Here is a 16993-nt window from a genome sequence, read left to right as displayed (position 1 = left end):
GCCGAATTATCTGCGGTGCTATACCATATTGCACTCGTAGGTTTCGGTGATGCGGCGATAGGGTAGAGGCGCCCGACGGCGGACAAGCCGGTTCCACGGCATCGGGAACAGGGCATCCCGATGCGCAGCAACTCACTGGAGTCAGATTCAACGTGAGCGATTACCTCGCAGCTCAGACCAGGACAGAGACGGATTCGCTCGGCAGCGTCGAGATCCCAGCAGACGCGTACTGGGGGGTGCATACCGCACGAGCGCAGGAGAACTTCCCGATCGCACGGCGGCCGATCTCGGTCTATCCCGAGTTCGCACGTGCCTTCGCCTGTGTGAAGCAGGCCGCGGCCCGCGCCAATCATGAGATCGGTTCGCTCGATGACACTCGTGCGTCGTTCATCGACCGCGCCTGCGAAGAGGTCAAGTCGGGGCTGCTGCTCGACCAGTTCGTCGTCGGCGTCGTGCAGGGCGGCGCGGGCACTTCCACGAACATGAACGCGAACGAGGTCATCACCAACCGCGCGCTTGAGCTCGCCGGCCGTCGCAAGGGCGACTATGACTTCATCAACCCGAACGATCACACCAACCGGAGTCAGTCGACGAACGATACGTACCCGACCGCGATCAAGATCGCACTCGCCTTCTCGCTACGCAATCTGCTCGACGAGCTCGACCTGCTCGCTGACGCCTTCGCAGCGAAGGGTCGCGAGTTCTCGCACATCATCAAGGTCGGGCGCACCCAGTTGCAGGACGCGGTGCCGATGACGCTCGGACAGGAGTTCACCGCCTTCTCGGTGACGTTGCGTGAAGACGTGGATCGCCTGACCGAGGCCGTCTCGTTGCTGCGGGAGGTCAACATGGGGGCGACCGCGATCGGAACGGGCATCAATGCGCCGGTTGGGTACAAGGAAAGCGTGATCCGGCATCTGCGCGACATCACCGGTCTTGACCTCGAGACCGCAGGCGACCTTGTGGAATCCACAAGCGACACTGGTGTGTTCGTCACCTTCTCGGGAGCGCTCAAGCGCTGCGGACTGAAGCTGTCGAAGATCTCGAACGACCTCCGCCTCCTGTCTTCGGGGCCGCAGGCCGGACTCGGTGAAATCAACCTGCCTGCTCGACAGGCCGGATCCTCCATCATGCCGGGCAAGGTGAACCCCGTGATTCCTGAGGCCGTATCTCAGGTCGCATACGCGGTCGCGGGTTCGGACGTCACCGTGTCGATGGCGGTCGAGGCGGGCCAGTTGCAGCTCAACGCCTTCGAGCCGATCATTGCGCACTCCCTGTTCCAGTCGATCACCTGGCTCGAGCGTGCCTGCCAGACGCTGCGCGTGAACTGCGTCGAGGGGATCACCGCGAACGAGGAGCGGCTCGCTGATACGGTCGCGCGCTCGGTCACCGTGATCACCGCGTTGGCCCCGGTTATCGGGTACGCGGAGTCGGCGAAGCTCGCGAAGGAGGCCCTCGCCACGAACGCGAAGGTGTCGGACATGGTGATCTCCCGTGGCCTGCTCGAGCAGGATGAGCTCGACCGGCTGCTGCTCCCCGCACGGCTCGCGGGCCTCGCGCCCGAGACCGGGGCAATCGACCTGTCGGAACTCCGCGACGAGGCCGATACGACCAGTGTGAAGGGCGAGGGGTAGCGGAAGCTGCTGCGCATCACCACGTGGAGCGAGTGAGCCCGAATCGCTCCGCGTCGGAGCGCTGCCAGGAGTCGGCCCAGTCCGCTGGAGGATCCGAGAGCAGTTCCCCAGGCCGCAGCCACTGGTAGATCTCGGCGTATGACGCACTTCGATCGTCGCCGAGATTCCGGCGAAGCATCTCCGGCGTGAGATCCGCCGCCGTCTTCGCTCCCATCGATGCCATGATTCGGAGTGCCTCGTTCACCGTATTCTTCTGATACTGGTAGACCCGTTCGGATTTGCTCGGTACATCGAGGGCTCGCTGCCTGCGTGCATCCTGAGTGGCGACCCCGACCGGGCACGTATTCGTTGCGCAGCGAAGGGACTGAATGCAGCCGAGGGCCATCATCATCGCCCTGGCCGAATTCACGTAGTCGGCGCCCTGCAAGAGTCGCTTCACGATGTCATTTCCCTCGGCGACCTTGCCTGCTGCAGCGACGCGGATCTCCGAGCGCAAACCAGTCCCGACGAGCGCGTTGTGCACGGTCAGGAGTCCCTGAGTCAGCGGGGTCCCCACGTGATCCTCGAACTCAACCGGAGCGGCGCCCGTGCCGCCTTCTGCGCCGTCGACGATGATGAAGTCCGGGGCTGTTCCGGTCTGCAGGATCGCCTTACAAATCGCGAGCACGTCTTCACGGGAGGTGACGCAGAGCTTGAATCCAGTGGGCTTCCCGCCAGACAGCTCTCTCATGCGCGCGATGAACTCGATCAACTCGATCGGTGTCGAGAAGGTGCGGTGCTGCGCGGGGCTGACGCACTTCTCGCCAACCGGAACGCCTCGTACCCGAGCGATCTCCTCGGTGACTTTGGGGCCGGGGAGCACTCCGCCGAGCCCAGGTTTGGCGCCCTGGCTGAGTTTCAACGACACGCACTTCACCTGCGGGTCGGCTGATTTCTCCGCAAAGGCATGCGGATCGAAATCGCCTTCCTCGGTGCGGGCACCGAAGTAGCCCGTCCCGATCTCCCAGATGAGGTCGCCGCCAGGCTCACGATGGTAGTCGCTGATGCCGCCTTCGCCGGTATCGTGCGCGAAGCCGCCCTTCGCGGCACCCCCGTTGAGCGCGCGGATCGCGTTCGCCGACAGCGCCCCGAAGCTCATCGCCGATACGTTGAGCAATGACATGTCGTACGGTTGTCGGCAGTCACGGCCTCCCACGGTGATGCGGGGCGCTTGGAGAGGAGGGTCGAGCGGCACCATTGAGTGCACGAGCCATTCGCTTCCGGGGCGGCTCACATTTGCGAGAGTGCCGAAGGCCTCTTCGCCCTTCTCGTTCTTGGAACGCGCGTAGATGACGTCGCGTGTTGTACGACTGAACGGGCGCCCGTCCCAGTCTCGCTCGATGAAGTACTGCTGAATCTGCGGTCGGATCGTGTTCAGCAGGTAGCGGGCATGCCCGACGACGGGGTAATTCCTGAGTACGCTTCGCTGCTTCTGGAGCAGGTCGTAGGCGGCCAGTGCTCCCAAGGCGGCTGTTCCGATCGCAGCTCCGATCGTGCCACGGGCAGCTTGCTTCTTATGCTTCACGTCTGCTCCTCCCCGCCTCGAGAGGGAACGACTTCTGCGTCGGTTCCGTCGGGGTGGTCTCGGAACCCATCGTAAGCACACGCGTGCTCAGATGTTTGAGTAGCGTTTCAGCAAGATGAGTGAAACGCCGCTGCGCGATTGCGGAGAATGCCGCGTGCTTCCTTAAGCGCGCACGCAATGGGACCGGAGGGCGCCGATCCCTTCAATCGTGACCGTGACCTCGGTGCCGGGACGCAAGTAGAGCGGTGGCTTCCGGGACCGCCCGGCGCCGCCGGGCGAGCCTGTAGAGATCAAGGTTCCCGGCAGCAACGTCAGCGACTGTGAGAGTGAGGCGACGAGCTGTGCCACCGAACGGATCATGAAGCCGGTCGTCGAATCTTGCACGCGCAGACCATCGACGTCGGTCGCGAGGTGCAGAGCCTGCGGGTCGGGAATCTCGTCAGCGGTGACCACGACAGGACCGACCGGAGTGAAGCCGTCGAATGACTTGCACCGGGACCACTGAGGCTCCTTGAACTGAATGTTTCGGGCCGTGATGTCGTTGATGACGGTATAGCCGAACACGTAGTCGAGCGCTTCTTCTGCCGATACGTTCTTCGCAGCACGACCGATGATGACGCCGAGCTCGCCCTCGTAGTCCACCTCTTCGCCGAGCTCGTCACCGGGCAGCGGCACTTCCTGATCGTGTCCGTTCAGCGAGTTCGGGAAGAGCGAGAACAGCACGGGGCCGGAGTCGTTATCGAGGCTGAGCTCGCTCGCGTGCTCGTCGTAGTTGAGTCCGACCGCGAGCGTGACCGGCGGGTTCAGTACAGCCGGAGCGTGGATGGCGTCGTCGACGGGCGCCCCGCTGTCTGCCGGAAGCCGGTCGGCTGCGATCCGAACACGCTCGAGTGCCTCGGGGCCCGCCTCGATCAGCTGCTGCAGGGTCTCGAAGGACTCGCCCAGTTCGCCGACCGGTGTCGCGCGTCCTTCTCGTACTACGACGAGCTCGGGGCGGGCGTCGGGCGCAGAAATGAGATGAGCGAACTTCACCACACCAGGGTAGCCGACTCCGCGTGACAGCCCGTCTCGCTGTAGGCATGCTCGCGTTTCAGTGGCTCGCACGTGTGGGAATCATAGACGCGGCCGCTTCCCCTAGGAGCGAACAGGAGGGGGGAGATCCTCTTCTGACCGGAAGAATGGACTCCATGACTGACACACCGCTGACCAAGCCCGAGATCGAGTTCCCCGAGGGCCCTGCACCCACCGAGTTGGAGGTCGTCGATCTCATTGAGGGTTCCGGCGCCGAGGCGCAGGCGAGCTCCACCGTCGACGTGCACTACCTCGGAGTCGAGTTCGAGTCGGGCGAGGAGTTCGATTCGTCATGGAGCCGCGGCGAGAGCATCAACTTCCCGCTCCGTGCGCTCGTGCAGGGGTGGCAGATCGGCATTCCGGGCATGAAGGTCGGCGGACGACGCAAGCTGGTCGTGCCCCCGGCGCTCGCTTACGGCAATGCCGGTGGCCACCCGCTCGCGGGAAAGACTCTCATCTTCGTCATCGACCTCTTGGGCGTCAGCTGATCGGCGAATACCTCGCTGACGGAGGGCCTGCTCGGAACTGATTCCAAGCAGGCCCTCCGTGCGCTGTGCGGCGGCTTCGAAGTGGTAATGTTTCGGCGGTGAGCAGGCACCCGAGCGGGTGCCCACCGGATCGAGGAGAACACGGCGTGGCCGAAGCGCAGCAGCAGACTTCAGGGACTGATCGGACGAACGGCGTGAAGCACGCCCTCGACCGCTTCTTCCACATCACCGAGCGGGGATCGAATTTCCCCACCGAGATACGCGGCGGTCTCGTCACCTTCGTCACGATGGCCTACATCGTGATCCTGAACCCGATCATTCTCTCCGGCAAGCCCGATATCGCCGGGAATGAGCTGGCGTTCGGTGCTGTGAGCGCTGCAACGGCTCTGACCGCGGGCGTGATGACGATTCTCTTCGGGGTGGTCTCTCGGCTGCCGTTCGCCTTCGCAGCCGGGCTCGGTATCAACGCGTTCTTGGCTTTCTCGGTGGTTCAAGAGGTCACCTGGCCCGAGGCGATGGCGATCGTCATCATCAACGGTGCGCTCATCGTGATTCTCGCGGCCACGGGTCTGCGCCGTATGATCTTCGACGCCGTGCCGGTGCAGCTGAAGCTCGCGATCACCGTCGGTATCGGTTTCTTCATCGCGTTCATCGGCTTCGTGAACTCCGGCTTCGTCGATGCGACCGGTCAGTCGTCACCGCCAGTCGGCCTCGGGCCGTCAGGCGTCGGCTTCATCGCGACGGTGCCGACCCTGATCTTCGTCATCACCTTGGTGCTCACGGGCATTCTCGTCGCCAAGAAGGTGAAGGGCGGCATTCTCATCGGCCTCGTCGTCGGAACCGTCGTTGCGGTGATCACCGAGGCCATCTGGAAGATCGGCCCGAAGGTCGGCGATGACGGTACAATCACCGCCGGGGGGTGGGGCCTCACCGTCCCGGTGCTCGACGGCACTCCGTTCGCGCAGCCTGATCTGAGCCTCATCGGCGCGGTCAGCTTCGACTTCGGTCGGGTCGCCGTGGTGACGGTCGTGATGCTGGTCTTTACGCTGCTGTTCACCAACTTCTTCGATGCCATGGGCACTATGACGGGCCTTTCGCGCGAGGCGGGTCTCGCGGATAGCAAGGGCAACTTCCCCCGCATCAAGTCGGCGCTGGTGGTCGAAGGCATCGGTGCGATTGCCGGCGGCGCGACCTCGTCATCGTCGAGCACAGTGTTCATCGAGTCGGGCTCGGGTATCGGAGAGGGGGCCCGCACGGGCTTCGCGAACGTCGTCACGGGCCTGGTCTTCTTGCTGGCGATGTTCTTCACGCCGTTGACGAGTATCGTGCCGACCGAAGTGGCCGCGGCCGCGCTGGTGGTCGTCGGAGCGATGATGATGTCGCAGATCTCCAATATCGACCTCGGAGATTTCCGCGTCTTGCTCCCGGTGTTCCTCACCGCATCGGTCATGCCGCTGAGCTACTCGATCGCGAATGGCATCGGCGCGGGCTTCGTGTCGTGGGTGCTGATCCACGCACTGACCGGCAAGGCGAAGCAGGTGCACTGGCTGCTCTGGATCGTCGCCGTCGGCTTCGTGATCTTCTTCGCGCGTGGTCCTATCGAGGGGCTGCTCGGCTGATTCGGGATCGCGCCCGCTCAGGCCTGCAGTGCCGCCCGCAGCTCTCCCACGAGTGAGGGAGCTGCGGCCACGAAGAGCGGCTCGCCGGGTGGGGTGGCATCATCCTTGCCGAGAAGCGCAGCGCCGGCTTCGCTTGCGATGAGCGCGCCGGCTGCGTAATCCCACGGCTGCACTCCGCGCTCGTAGTATGCGTCGAGTCGTCCGCAAGCGACCATGCACAGATCGTATGCGCAAGAACCGATGCGTCGAATATCGCGCACCTGCGGAATGAGCTTTGCGACCACTTCGGCCTGCTCCGTGCGCCGTTCCACCGAATAGCCGAAGCCTGTCGCAACGAGTGCTGTACCGAGGTCGCCGTGACCCGTGATGGCGATGATGGAGCCGTTCAGGCGTGATCCTCCGCCCTGATACGCGGTGAAGAGTTCACCGGTGCTCGGGTTGTATACGGCTCCGGCGACGGCACGGCGGCCATCGGCGAACGCGTGCGGATCGGCGACGGTTGCGGCGACGCTGACGACGTAGGCGGGGATCCCGTAGAGGTAGTTGACGGTGCCGTCGATCGGGTCGAGCACCCAGGTGATGCCCGAGGTTCCGGTTGTGCCGGTGCCCTCCTCGCCGAAGAACGCATCGTCGGGTCGCGCTGCGGAGATCGCCTCGACGAGCAGCCGCTCCGACTCCCGATCAGCGGTCGTCACGATGTCGGTGGAGCTGGACTTCGTCGCCGCTACTTCGACGCCTCCGTCTCGCAGCTCTTTGATGCGGTCGCCGACGGCCCGCGCCGCATCAGCGGCGATAGCGGTCAGGGACTCGAGGTCCGCCGTCGTGAGGTCGGGGGAGGAGATGCCGGGTTGCGTCATACTGCGAGCCTAGTGCGGGGACGGTGACGGGGAAACGGGGCTCCGGGCGCCATTGCTCGAAGCCCCGTGCCTATGGACGCCCGCGCAAGCGAGCGACCTCGGTGCGTGAGTCTCAGCGAACCCGAGTCGACGGTGCTTCGACGAGCGCGTAGGCCTCCTCACCGTGAACCGCTGAGTCAATGCCCGTTGTCTCGACCTCCTCGGGCACGCGCAGCCCGGTCAGCGCTTTGACCCCGAGGGCGATGACCAGAGTAACGAGGAAGGAGTACGCCATGACTACGATCACCGAGATCGTCTGCACGAGCAGCAGCCCTGCGTCGCCACCCATGAAGAGGCCGTCGTCGAAGGCGAAGAAGCCGAGGTAGATCGAGCCGAGTACGCCGGCGACGAGGTGCAGGCCGACCACGTCGAGCGAGTCGTCGTAGCCGAGGCGGAACTTCCAATCAATCGCGAAGGCGCAGACCATCCCCGCGATGCCGCCGAGAAGGAGGGCCCAGAGCGGTGCAAGGTTGAGTGCGGAGGGAGTGATGGCGACGAGCCCGGCGACGGCCCCGGATGCGGCCCCGACGACTCCGGGCTTCTTGCCGCGGAAGGCGTCGACGGCAATCCAACCGATGATGCCGGCGGCGGGAGCTGCGAGAGTGTTGATCAGGATCAAGCCGGCGTCGGCCGCGTTCTCGGAGAGCCCCGAGTTGAAGCCGATCCAACCGAACCAGAGGAGCGCCGCACCGATCGTGACGAGCGGGACGCTGTGCGGCTTGTGCGACCCTGGTGCGAAGCCGATGCGCTTGCCGGCTACGAGTGCCAGTGCCAACGCCGCTGCTCCCGCGTTGATGTGGATCACCGTGCCGCCCGCGAGGTCGATGACCGACGCGGTGCCGAGTGTCTCGCCGAGGTTCTGGATCCATCCGCCACCCCATACCCAAGCCGCGACTGGGAAGTACACGAGCGTCGCCCACACTCCTGCGAACAGTACCCAGGAGCCGAGTCCGACGCGATCGGCAATGGCGCCGGAGATCAAGGCTGTCGTGATCATCGCGAAGACCGCGCCGAAACCGACGCCGATGAAGCCCGCCGCGGGGGTGCCGATGAGACCGAAATCCTTGAAGGGATTGCCTGCGAATCCGCCTTCCCCGTCGGCGTAGTAGTTCATGCTGTAGCCGTAGAGCACCCACAAGATGCCGACGACGCCCATGGCACTGACGCTGAAGAGCATCATGTTGACGACGGAGCGTACTCGCACGAGACCGCCGTAGAAGAGCGCGAGACCGGGGGTCATGATCAGGACGAGTGCGGTGCTCGCGAGCGTCCACACCTCCCACAGCTGAGGCTCGGTGATGGTGTCTTCCATGGCTGCATCTGCCTTCCTGTCGCCGCACCGCGACCCGGTAGGGGCGCCGGGCCGTGCTGGGGTGAACGTCGTTGTGCGAATCAGTATGGAGTGCTCGTGTTTCAGGACCGTCACCGCACGATTACCCGGTCATCACCAATCTGTTTCGACTCCGTGTCGAGCCGCTGCACGTGACGATGCGATGCGGATCCCTGAGACCTGCTAATATGTACAGGTTGCCGTCTAACGGCCGCGGATAAAGAGAGCTACAGCACAGGGCTGCCGGCGCCGCGCAACGAACGAAAGGGGATCTCTATGGCACTGAACGCAGAGGTCAAGAAGTCGATCATCGACGAGTACGCGACACACCCCGGTGACACCGGTTCCCCTGAGGTTCAGGTCGCAATGCTGTCGCAGCGCATCAAGGATCTGACCGAGCACCTGAAGAGCCACAAGCACGATCATCACTCGCGCCGTGGACTTCTGCTGCTCGTCGGTCAGCGCCGCCGTCTGCTGGGATACCTGCAGAACGTCGACATCACCCGGTACCGTTCGCTCATCGAGCGTCTCGGCCTGCGTCGCTAAGTTCTTTCAGAACTGACTTCCAGGACCGGGTGGATCGCCCGACCTGCTGCGAAGCGCCCGTCACCCCCAGGGTGACGGGCGCTTCTGCGTGTGCGGTCTCAGAAGGCGTAGGCGAGGAAATTGCCGAGCAGCGAACCGAGCATCGAAATCGCAGCCGTGCCGGCGGCTCCGAGTGCCGCGAAGGCCGCCCAGCGAGCACGTGGGGCTTGCTTCTGCAGAACGCCGACGACGCCCAGGATGATCGCCGGGATGACCAGTGCCCAATGCGAGATTGATGAGATCACACTCACGGTGCTGAAGTTGCTCGAGTTGTCCATGGCAATCCGGTAGACAAAGGGCCAGACGAGTGCGAGCAGCGACTCCACCAGCATGATCGCGAGTGCGACGAGCCCCATCACATTGAGTCGCTGCGGCGCCGGTGCAACCGGTGAGGATCCCGCTGAAGCCGGCGCGTAGTAGCCGTGCTGCTGCGGCGAGTACTGGGCGTAGGCCTGCTGCGGCTGGTGAGCCTGTTGCTGCGGGATCTGGCCCTGTTGCTGCGTCGGCTGCTGGAACCCCTGCTGCTGGAACCCTCCCTGCTGCGGGAAGGAAGTGAGTTGCTGGTGGTCCGGAGTGCCGGGCTGTTGCTGGGTGCTCATACGGCGAGTATAGGCGGGCCGCAGAAATGGGACGGGCCCTGCGATCCTGAGCTGGATCGCAGGGCCCACGGGCCTCGAACGACTAGATCTTCGAGGAGGCGTCCTTCAGCACGCTTCGCAGGATGCCGCCGATCTCCTCGAACTCGGCCGGGCCGATCGTCAGCGGCGGCGCAAGCTGGATGACGGGGTCTCCGCGATCGTCCGCGCGGCAGTAGAGGCCTGCATCCCACAGGGCGGGGGAGAGGTAGTCGCGCAGGAGGCGGTTCGACTCTTCGTCGTTGAACGTCTCCTTGGTCGTCTTGTCCTTGACGAGCTCGATACCGAAGAAGTAGCCCTCGCCGCGTACATCGCCGACGATGTCGATGTCGAGCAGCTTCTCGAGCTCGGCACGGAAGAGGGGACTGTTCTCGCGCACGCGGCCGTTGAGATCCTCCTCCTCGAAGATGTCGAGGTTTTCGAGAGCCGCGGCCGCGGCGGCCGGGTGACCCGCGAATGTGAAGCCGTGGTAGAAGGTGTTGTCCTCGGAGTTGAAGGGCTCCGAGACCTTATCGGCGACGATCATCGCGCCCAACGGAACGTATCCCGATGTGATGCCCTTCGCCGAGGTGATGATGTCGGGCTCGTACCCGAGTGCCTTCGAGGCGAAGAAGTCGCCTACGCGGCCGTACGCGCAGATGACTTCGTCTGAGACGAGCAGCACATCGTACTGGTCGCAGATCTCGCGTACCCGAGCGAAGTATCCGGGAGGCGGCGGGAAGCAACCGCCGGAGTTCTGGACGGGCTCGAGGAAGACTGCCGCAATGGTCTCGGGGCCTTCGAAGAGGATCTGCTCTTCGATACGGTCGGCCGCCCAACGGCCGAAGGCCTCGAGGTCGTCGGATGGGCCGCCCATCTCGTCAGCGCGGTAGAAGTTCGTGTTCGGCACACGGAAGCCGCCGGGGGTGAGCGGCTCGTAGAACTTCTTCATGTCGGGAATGCCGGTAATCGCAAGGGCGCCCTGCGGGGTGCCGTGGTACGCCACCGAGCGCGAGATCACCTTGTGCTTCATGGGCTTGCCCATGATCTTCCAGTAGTGCTTCGCCAGTTTGAACGCCGACTCGACGGCTTCGCCACCGCCGGTCGTGAAGAAGACCTTGTTCATGTCGCCGGGGGCATATGAGGCGAGACGCTCGGCGAGTTCGACTGCCGCCGGGTGAGCGTACGACCAGAGCGGCATGAAGTCGAGCTGCTGCATCTGCTTGGCGGCCGCCTGCACGATGCGCTCGCGGCCGTGGCCTGCGTTCACGACGAAGAGCCCGGCGAGGCCGTCGATGTACTGCTTGCCGGCAGCGTCGTAGATGTGATGGCCCTCGGCGCGGGCGATCACCGGAATGCCGTCGTTCAGCACCTTCCGAGAGGTGAAGTGCGGCCAGAGATGCTTCGAGGCCGTGGCCTGAAGGGCAGCGGTGTCGGCTGCAGCGGTCGGATCGAAGGACATGGTTATCGTGTTCCCCAGTCGTATTTCTGTTTTTTGAGTTGCAGGTAGACGAACGTCTCGGTGGAGGCGACTCCATCGATCGTGCGAATCTTCTGGTTCAGCAGTTCGATGAGGTCTTCATCGTCCTCGCAGACCACTTCGACGAGCAGATCGAACGACCCGGCGCTCATGAGGAGGTACGAGACCTCAGACATCTCGGCGAGATGGTCGGCGACGACCCGTGTGTCACCGGTCACGCGGACTCCGATCATAGCGAGACGGTCGAAACCGAGTCGCATCGGGTCGGTCACCGCAACGATCTGCATGACCCCGGCATCCGTGAGCTTCTGCACCCGCTGCCGCACGGCAGCTTCGCTGAGGCCGACCGCCTTGCCGATCTCGGCGTACGAACGGCGGCCATCGATCTGCAACTGCTCGATGATCGCCTTCGATGTCGCGTCGAGTACGGGAGTGGACTTCTTCTTGCTCACGCGACTGATTCTGACACTGTTCATCCATGAAAGCAATGGAATTCGTGTCAGTTATCTCAAAGTTCAGTGATTTTCGTCACCGGGTGCGAGGTGGTGTGGGTGTTTGGGGTGGTGAGGGAACTGCGACCATCGCTGGCTCCCGGGGCATATGCGGCCTTCGAAATCAGCAATAAAGCAACATTTGTTCTGCTGGAATCGGCAGATTTGTCAATAAATGTAGTGAAAGCGTTGCCGCTGCAGCGGCGCTGTGCGATATTAAATCAGCTCCGTGACGACGCAGGGCGTTCGTCTCAGTCGGGGCCGTCTCATACGAAAGGCTCTCGCATGACGAACACAGCAGTTCCCGGCGTCGCCAAAGGCGCGACGCTCAAGCGCAACCTCGGGCTCTGGGCCATCGTCGGCCTCGGGCTCGGATACATGACTCCGACCGTCATCTTCGACACCTTCGGCATGGTTGCCGAGGAGTCGAACAATGTCGTTCCTCTCGGGTACCTCGTAGCACTCGTGGTAATGACGTTCACGGCCATCAGCTACGGCAAGATCTCGGGCGCGATCCCGAGCGCAGGTTCGGCCTACACCTACGTGCGCGAATCGATGCACCCGAACGCCGGCTTCATGGTGGGGTGGGTCGCACTCATCGACTACATGCTGCTGCCGCTCGTGAACGCGCTCATCATCCGCAGCTATCTCGAGGCATTGTTCCCCGGTATTCCCGGGATCGTCTGGGTGACGCTCTACGTGATCGGCGTGACCGGCATCATCTACCTCACGATGCGGGGTACCTCGAACCTCAACATGCTGCTGCTCGTGTTCTCGCTCGTGGTGATGTTGATCTTCATCTTCCTCGTGATCTTCCAGCTCAAAGCTGGTGAGGGGATGGGCACCATCGCCTCAATGAATCCGTTCTTCCATTCCGATGTGCAGGCGACGGCGGTCCTCTCCGCCGCAACGGTAGTGTGCTTCTCCTTCATCGGCTTCGATGCGGTCACCATGTACGCGGAGGAGGCGAAGTCGCCGAAGATCATGCCGAAGGCCATCCTGCTCACGGTGCTTATCGGCGGCGGCATCTTCCTGGTAACCGCCTACTTCACGCAGCTTCGATTCCCCGACTGGGAGGTCTTCCTTGTCGCGGGCGATACCGAAGCACAGCAGCGGCAGTTCCTCGACGATTCCACGCTCCCGCTCATCGGCCAGGGGGTCGGCGGTGGACTGCTCATGGCGGTGCTCACAGCGGCCGGCTTCTGCGCAACGCTCGCCTCGGGGCTCGCTTCGCACGCCTCCGTCTCGCGCATGCTGCTCGTCATGGGCCGCAACAACGTGCTGCCGAAGAAGCTGTTCGGGCACATCAACCCGAAGACCCACACGCCGACCTTCAATATCGTGCTGACCGGTGCGATCTCGATGCTTGCGGCGGCCTTTACGCTCGACATGATCGCCGACTTCATCAACTTCGGCGCACTCATCGCGTTCACCTTCGTGAACCTCTCCGTAATCGCATGGTTCGCGATCCGCAAGGGCCGTCGGAAGACCCCGAAGGACATTTTCAACTACATCGTCATGCCCGCAATCGGAACCATCATGACCGGCATCTTGTGGGCCTTCCTGTCGAGTTACTCTCTCGTCGGCGGCCTGACCTGGGCCGCGCTCGGGTTCATCTATCTGCTCTTCCTGACGAAGGGCTTCCGCAGGCGTGTGGCCTCCTTCGACGAGAACCAGCCGGTCACCGGATACAACAAGGTCTTGGCTGCCGAGGAGGATCCCGAAGCATAGCTCGCGAGCACCGAGGTGCGGGCGCGAAGCGAGTAGGCTTGACCATCATGCTCGAACTCGACTTCAGCGCCCGTATCAAGGCCCTCCGTGCCACCTACTCCGACATTGCGGCGGTCACCGACCTGCCCCGACTCGACCGCGAGATCGCGGAACTCGAACAGCAGGCCTCCGAACCGGGGCTGTGGGACGATCCCTCCGCCGCGCAGAAGGTGACGAGTGGGCTTTCCCATCGTCAAGCCCGGGTGAAGAAGGTGCGCGGGGTCGAGTCGCGCATCAATGACCTCGATGTGCTGGTCGAGCTCGCGCAGGAGGCGGACGACGAGGACTCGGCGGCAGAGGCCGCCCAGGAGCTCTCCGAGCTCGAGACGCTCGTGCAAGATCTCGAAGTGCAAACGATGCTCTCGGGGGAGTACGACGAGCGTTCTGCCGTGGTCACGATCCGATCGGGGGCAGGCGGCGACGACGCGACCGACTTCGCGGAGATGCTGCTGCGCATGTACCTGCGTTGGGCAGAGCACCGCGGCTACGCGACCAAGGTGCTCGACACCTCCTACGCCGAGGGTGCCGGTATCAAGTCGGCGACCTTCGAAGTCGAGGCGCCCTATGCCTTCGGTACGCTGTCCGTCGAGGCCGGCACGCACCGTCTCGCGCGCATCAGCCCATTCGGCTCAGCCGACAAGCGGCAGACGAGCTTCGCGGGCGTCGAGGTGATTCCGCTCCTGGAAGAAGCGACCGAGGTCGATATTCCTGAGAACGACATCCGTGTCGACGTGTTCCGCTCGTCGGGTCCGGGCGGCCAATCGGTCAACACGACTGACTCAGCCGTGCGCATCACTCACCTCCCGACAGGTATTGTCATCTCGATGCAGAACGAGAAGTCGCAGATCCAGAACCGCGCCGCTGCGATGCGTCTGCTGCAGACCAGACTGCTCCTGCTGCAGCAGGAGCAGGAAGCCGCGAAGAAGAAGGAACTGGCCGGCAGCGTGACGGCCAGTTGGGGCGATCAGATCCGGTCGTACTTCCTCTACGGGCAGCAGCTCGTCAAAGACCTGCGCACCGGGCACGAATCGACGCAACCCGACGCCGTCTTCGATGGCGACATCGACGGATTCATCGCCGCGGGTATCCGCTGGCGTTCGCTCTCGAAGCAAGACTGAGGCTCTTTGCGCTCGCCGAGCGTGGTTCTCACATCCCAGCGCGTCGCGGGCGCGTTCTCAGCGAGGAGCCGTACGCTCGGAGAGTCATGATCCTGTTTGAGAACGTCACCAAGAAGTACCGCGGTACGCAGCGCCCCGCGCTCGACGGCGTCGACTTGAAAGTCGACCGCGGCGAGTTCCTGTTCATCGTGGGCGCCTCGGGTTCGGGAAAGTCGAGCTGTCTGCAGCTGATCCTGCGCGAGGAGTTGGCGAGCGATGGCACCGTTCACGTGCTCGGCCAGGACCTCAGTAAGATCTCCACCCGCAAGGTGCCCTACTTCCGACGGAATCTGGGAATGGTCTTCCAAGACTTCCGGCTGTTGACCAATAAGACAGTCTACGACAACGTGGCGTTCTCGCTGCAGGTCATCGGCAAGTCGCGAGGCTTCATTCAGGAGGCTGTGCCCGACACGCTTGAGATGGTCGGACTTACGGGCAAGGAGCGGCGCTACCCGCATGAGCTCTCCGGCGGTGAGCAGCAGCGCGTCGCGATCGCGCGTGCGATCGTGAACAAGCCGGCGATCCTGCTTGCCGATGAGCCCACAGGCAACCTTGACCCGGCCACCAGCCTGGGCATCATGCAGCTGCTTCGAGCCATCAACGCTGCGGGCACGACCGTCGTTATGGCCACCCATGAGGCGACCTTCGTCGACATCATGCAGCAGCGTGTCATGGAGCTGTCGGGTGGCGTCGTCGTGCGTGATGAGCAGGGCGGCGGTTACGGCGAGACAGCCTCGATTCCGATCGAAGACCTGCAGGCTGCAGGGCTCCGCCCGCTCCGCACCAGCGAAGACGTCGTGCGGAAGACCCTGGCGCCGGTTCCTCCGACAGGCGCGGAATCGAGCGACCCCGAGACCGAAGCTGATCTCGAGGCCGACTTCGATGCGGCGATGGGATTCGCAGTAGCTGAGAACGAGCCGGGTGCAGCCTCTGACCCTGAAGCCGCACCGAATGACGTGGAACAGCTGTTCGCCGAGGCATTGGAGGGCGACGGCGGATCCGCTGCTAAGTCTGGCCCGACCCGTGCCTCAGAGGATCGCGCGGCTCAGGGTCGCGTGGTCGAAGATGCCTCCCCGAAGCAGAACGAGCGTGAGCAGAGCGAAAGCGATCAGAACGAACGCGCAGCAGAAGCTGAAGACGACCTCGTCGATGACCGGACGATCCGTGTCGGTGCCGACGGCGCCGAGGAGCCCAAGAACGGGCGGATCCCGAAGTTCCTCGAGCCGGGTGAGTCGATCGACCCGGTGCGTGAGGCGCTGAGCGGGGGCGTTGCCGAACGACTGGGTCTCAGACGACCGGAGAACGACGACGAGACGGATGTGGGGCCGGTGCGATGAGAGTAGGACTCGTTCTCGGAGAAGTCTGGAGCGGCCTGCGCCGAAACCTCTCGGTCGTGATTTCCGTGATCCTCGTGACGTTCGTGTCGCTCACGTTCGTGGGCGCCGCGATCCTCATGCAGCTGCAGGTGCAGCAGATGAAGACCTTCTGGTACGACCGTGCCCAGGTCGCGATCTACCTCTGCACTGACTACGACCAGAGCGCCACCTGTGACGGTAATGACGTCACGGAGGAGCAGATAGCGGCCGTCGAGGACGCCCTTCAAGACGATGCGCTCTCACCCTTCGTCGAGGACTTCTTCTTCGTCGACCACGACGAGGCGTATCAGGAGTTCACCAAGCAGTTCGATGGGAATCCCATCGTCGAGATCACTCGGCCCGACCAGCTGAATCAGACGTTCTGGGTGAAGCTCGAAGATCCCTCTCGATCTGCCGTGGTGCAAGAGACCTTCGCCGGAGTTCCCGGCGTGCAGAGTGTGTCGGATCAGCGAAGCCTGCTCGACCGGATCTTCTTGTTTCTGGGAGTCGCGAGCTACACGGCGATCGCAATCGCCGGTCTCATGCTCGTCGCCGCAGTGCTGCTCATCTCGACGACGATCAGGCTCTCCGCATTCTCCCGCAGACGGGAGATCGGGATCATGCGCCTCGTCGGTGCCTCGAACAGATTCATTCAGACTCCCTTCATATTGGAGGGCATCATCGCAGCACTTATCGGTGCCGTGCTCGCGGGTGTGGCGTCGGTCGCGATCGTGAAGTTCTTCGTACAGGACTTCCTCACGCGAGAAGTGCCGTTCACGAGTTACATCACCGTCGAGCAATCGTTGGTGGTGCCGCCGATACTTGTGGCAGTCGGAGTCATACTTTCCGCGATCGCGGCGAAGGTTGCCATCACGAGATACCTCCGCGTCTGACGCGGTCCCGTGCATCCGAGCCCGAGGGTCGGTTGCGGTAGAGTGG

The 16993-nt window shown here is 63.5% G+C and carries 15 protein-coding genes; 8 read left to right on the top strand and 7 right to left on the bottom strand.

All coding sequences use genetic code 11. The features are described 5' to 3' along the window. The first annotated feature begins 152 nt into the window (after positions 1-152). Positions 153-1634 carry an aspartate ammonia-lyase gene (locus tag ACUYV6_RS11230; protein WP_449278756.1) on the top strand — a complete coding sequence of 494 codons (1482 nt, stop codon included), beginning with the start codon at positions 153-155 and terminating at the stop codon, positions 1632-1634. A 16-nt stretch (positions 1635-1650) separates the two neighbouring features. Here the strand turns inward: ACUYV6_RS11230 and ACUYV6_RS11225 are convergent, their stop codons facing one another. Together ACUYV6_RS11225 and ACUYV6_RS11220 are read right to left on the bottom strand one after the other, a co-directional pair. Beyond that, a complete protein-coding gene (locus ACUYV6_RS11225; protein WP_449278755.1) occupies positions 1651-3198 on the bottom strand; it encodes an FMN-binding glutamate synthase family protein in 1548 nt (515 codons plus the stop codon). 162 nt (positions 3199-3360) lie between these two features. Beyond that, positions 3361-4230 carry a fumarylacetoacetate hydrolase family protein gene (locus ACUYV6_RS11220; protein WP_449278754.1) on the bottom strand — a complete coding sequence of 290 codons (870 nt, stop codon included), beginning with the start codon at positions 4228-4230 and terminating at the stop codon, positions 3361-3363. 155 nt (positions 4231-4385) lie between these two features. Between ACUYV6_RS11220 and ACUYV6_RS11215 the strand changes: the two genes are divergently transcribed. Next, on the top strand, positions 4386-4757 hold the full coding sequence (locus ACUYV6_RS11215) for an FKBP-type peptidyl-prolyl cis-trans isomerase (protein ID WP_449278753.1): 372 nt from the start codon (positions 4386-4388) through the stop codon (positions 4755-4757). A 146-nt stretch (positions 4758-4903) separates the two neighbouring features. Further along, positions 4904-6376 (top strand): NCS2 family permease, encoded by a 1473-nt coding sequence (locus ACUYV6_RS11210; protein WP_449278752.1) that lies wholly within the window; start codon positions 4904-4906, stop codon positions 6374-6376. 17 nt (positions 6377-6393) lie between these two features. Here the strand turns inward: ACUYV6_RS11210 and ACUYV6_RS11205 are convergent, their stop codons facing one another. Both ACUYV6_RS11205 and ACUYV6_RS11200 read right to left on the bottom strand, forming a co-directional pair. Beyond that, the gene (locus ACUYV6_RS11205; protein ID WP_449278751.1) at positions 6394-7233 is read right to left on the bottom strand and encodes an inositol monophosphatase family protein; all 840 of its coding nucleotides are present in this window, start codon (positions 7231-7233) and stop codon (positions 6394-6396) included. A 112-nt stretch (positions 7234-7345) separates the two neighbouring features. Beyond that, on the bottom strand, positions 7346-8584 hold the full coding sequence (locus ACUYV6_RS11200) for an ammonium transporter (RefSeq protein ID WP_449278750.1): 1239 nt from the start codon (positions 8582-8584) through the stop codon (positions 7346-7348). Positions 8585-8878: 294 nt separating this feature from the next. Between ACUYV6_RS11200 and rpsO the strand changes: the two genes are divergently transcribed. Further along, entirely contained in the window at positions 8879-9148 is a 270-nt protein-coding gene (gene rpsO / locus ACUYV6_RS11195) for a 30S ribosomal protein S15 (RefSeq protein ID WP_449278749.1), read from the top strand. A 98-nt stretch (positions 9149-9246) separates the two neighbouring features. Here the strand turns inward: rpsO and ACUYV6_RS11190 are convergent, their stop codons facing one another. The 3 genes from ACUYV6_RS11190 to ACUYV6_RS11180 form a co-directional block, all read right to left on the bottom strand. Beyond that, positions 9247-9786, bottom strand: a complete 540-nt coding sequence (locus ACUYV6_RS11190; RefSeq protein ID WP_449278748.1) for a hypothetical protein — start codon at positions 9784-9786, stop codon at positions 9247-9249. Positions 9787-9868: 82 nt separating this feature from the next. Beyond that, positions 9869-11263 (bottom strand): aspartate aminotransferase family protein, encoded by a 1395-nt coding sequence (locus ACUYV6_RS11185; protein WP_449278747.1) that lies wholly within the window; start codon positions 11261-11263, stop codon positions 9869-9871. 2 nt (positions 11264-11265) lie between these two features. Then, positions 11266-11757: an Lrp/AsnC family transcriptional regulator gene (locus ACUYV6_RS11180; protein WP_449278746.1), complete on the bottom strand. Its 492-nt coding sequence runs from the start codon at positions 11755-11757 to the stop codon at positions 11266-11268. Positions 11758-12057: 300 nt separating this feature from the next. Here ACUYV6_RS11180 and ACUYV6_RS11175 point away from each other — a divergent pair, with 300 nt between their 5' ends. From ACUYV6_RS11175 to ftsX, 4 genes are all read left to right on the top strand, one after another. Next, a complete protein-coding gene (locus ACUYV6_RS11175) occupies positions 12058-13503 on the top strand; it encodes an APC family permease (RefSeq protein WP_449278745.1) in 1446 nt (481 codons plus the stop codon). A gap of 47 nt (positions 13504-13550) precedes the next feature. After that, the gene (gene prfB / locus ACUYV6_RS11170) at positions 13551-14660 is read left to right on the top strand and encodes a peptide chain release factor 2 (protein ID WP_449278744.1); all 1110 of its coding nucleotides are present in this window, start codon (positions 13551-13553) and stop codon (positions 14658-14660) included. An 86-nt stretch (positions 14661-14746) separates the two neighbouring features. Continuing rightward, positions 14747-16036, top strand: coding sequence for a cell division ATP-binding protein FtsE (gene ftsE / locus ACUYV6_RS11165; RefSeq protein ID WP_449278743.1), 1290 nt, complete (start codon positions 14747-14749; stop codon positions 16034-16036). Then, a complete protein-coding gene (ftsX, locus tag ACUYV6_RS11160; protein ID WP_449278742.1) occupies positions 16033-16947 on the top strand; it encodes a permease-like cell division protein FtsX in 915 nt (304 codons plus the stop codon). The genes ftsE and ftsX overlap by 4 nt, the downstream gene beginning before the upstream one ends. Positions 16948-16993 lie beyond the last annotated feature (46 nt).

The organism is Leucobacter sp. GX24907 (assembly GCF_053567335.1).
This window is presented reverse-complemented; position numbering and strand designations above follow the sequence as displayed.

Excerpts from the sequence above, each read along its gene's own strand:
- ACUYV6_RS11215 (WP_449278753.1), top strand. The coding sequence starts at position 4,386 with ATGACTGACACACCGCTGACCAAGCCCGAGATCGAGTTCCCCGAGGGC.
- ACUYV6_RS11205 (WP_449278751.1), bottom strand. The coding sequence starts at position 7,233 with ATGACGCAACCCGGCATCTCCTCCCCCGACCTCACGACGGCGGACCTC.
- ACUYV6_RS11200 (WP_449278750.1), bottom strand. The coding sequence starts at position 8,584 with ATGGAAGACACCATCACCGAGCCTCAGCTGTGGGAGGTGTGGACGCTC.
- rpsO (WP_449278749.1), top strand. The coding sequence starts at position 8,879 with ATGGCACTGAACGCAGAGGTCAAGAAGTCGATCATCGACGAGTACGCG.
- ACUYV6_RS11190 (WP_449278748.1), bottom strand. The coding sequence starts at position 9,786 with ATGAGCACCCAGCAACAGCCCGGCACTCCGGACCACCAGCAACTCACT.
- ACUYV6_RS11185 (WP_449278747.1), bottom strand. The coding sequence starts at position 11,263 with ATGTCCTTCGATCCGACCGCTGCAGCCGACACCGCTGCCCTTCAGGCC.
- ACUYV6_RS11180 (WP_449278746.1), bottom strand. The coding sequence starts at position 11,757 with ATGAACAGTGTCAGAATCAGTCGCGTGAGCAAGAAGAAGTCCACTCCC.
- ACUYV6_RS11175 (WP_449278745.1), top strand. The coding sequence starts at position 12,058 with ATGACGAACACAGCAGTTCCCGGCGTCGCCAAAGGCGCGACGCTCAAG.
- prfB (WP_449278744.1), top strand. The coding sequence starts at position 13,551 with ATGCTCGAACTCGACTTCAGCGCCCGTATCAAGGCCCTCCGTGCCACC.
- ftsE (WP_449278743.1), top strand. The coding sequence starts at position 14,747 with ATGATCCTGTTTGAGAACGTCACCAAGAAGTACCGCGGTACGCAGCGC.
- ftsX (WP_449278742.1), top strand. The coding sequence starts at position 16,033 with ATGAGAGTAGGACTCGTTCTCGGAGAAGTCTGGAGCGGCCTGCGCCGA.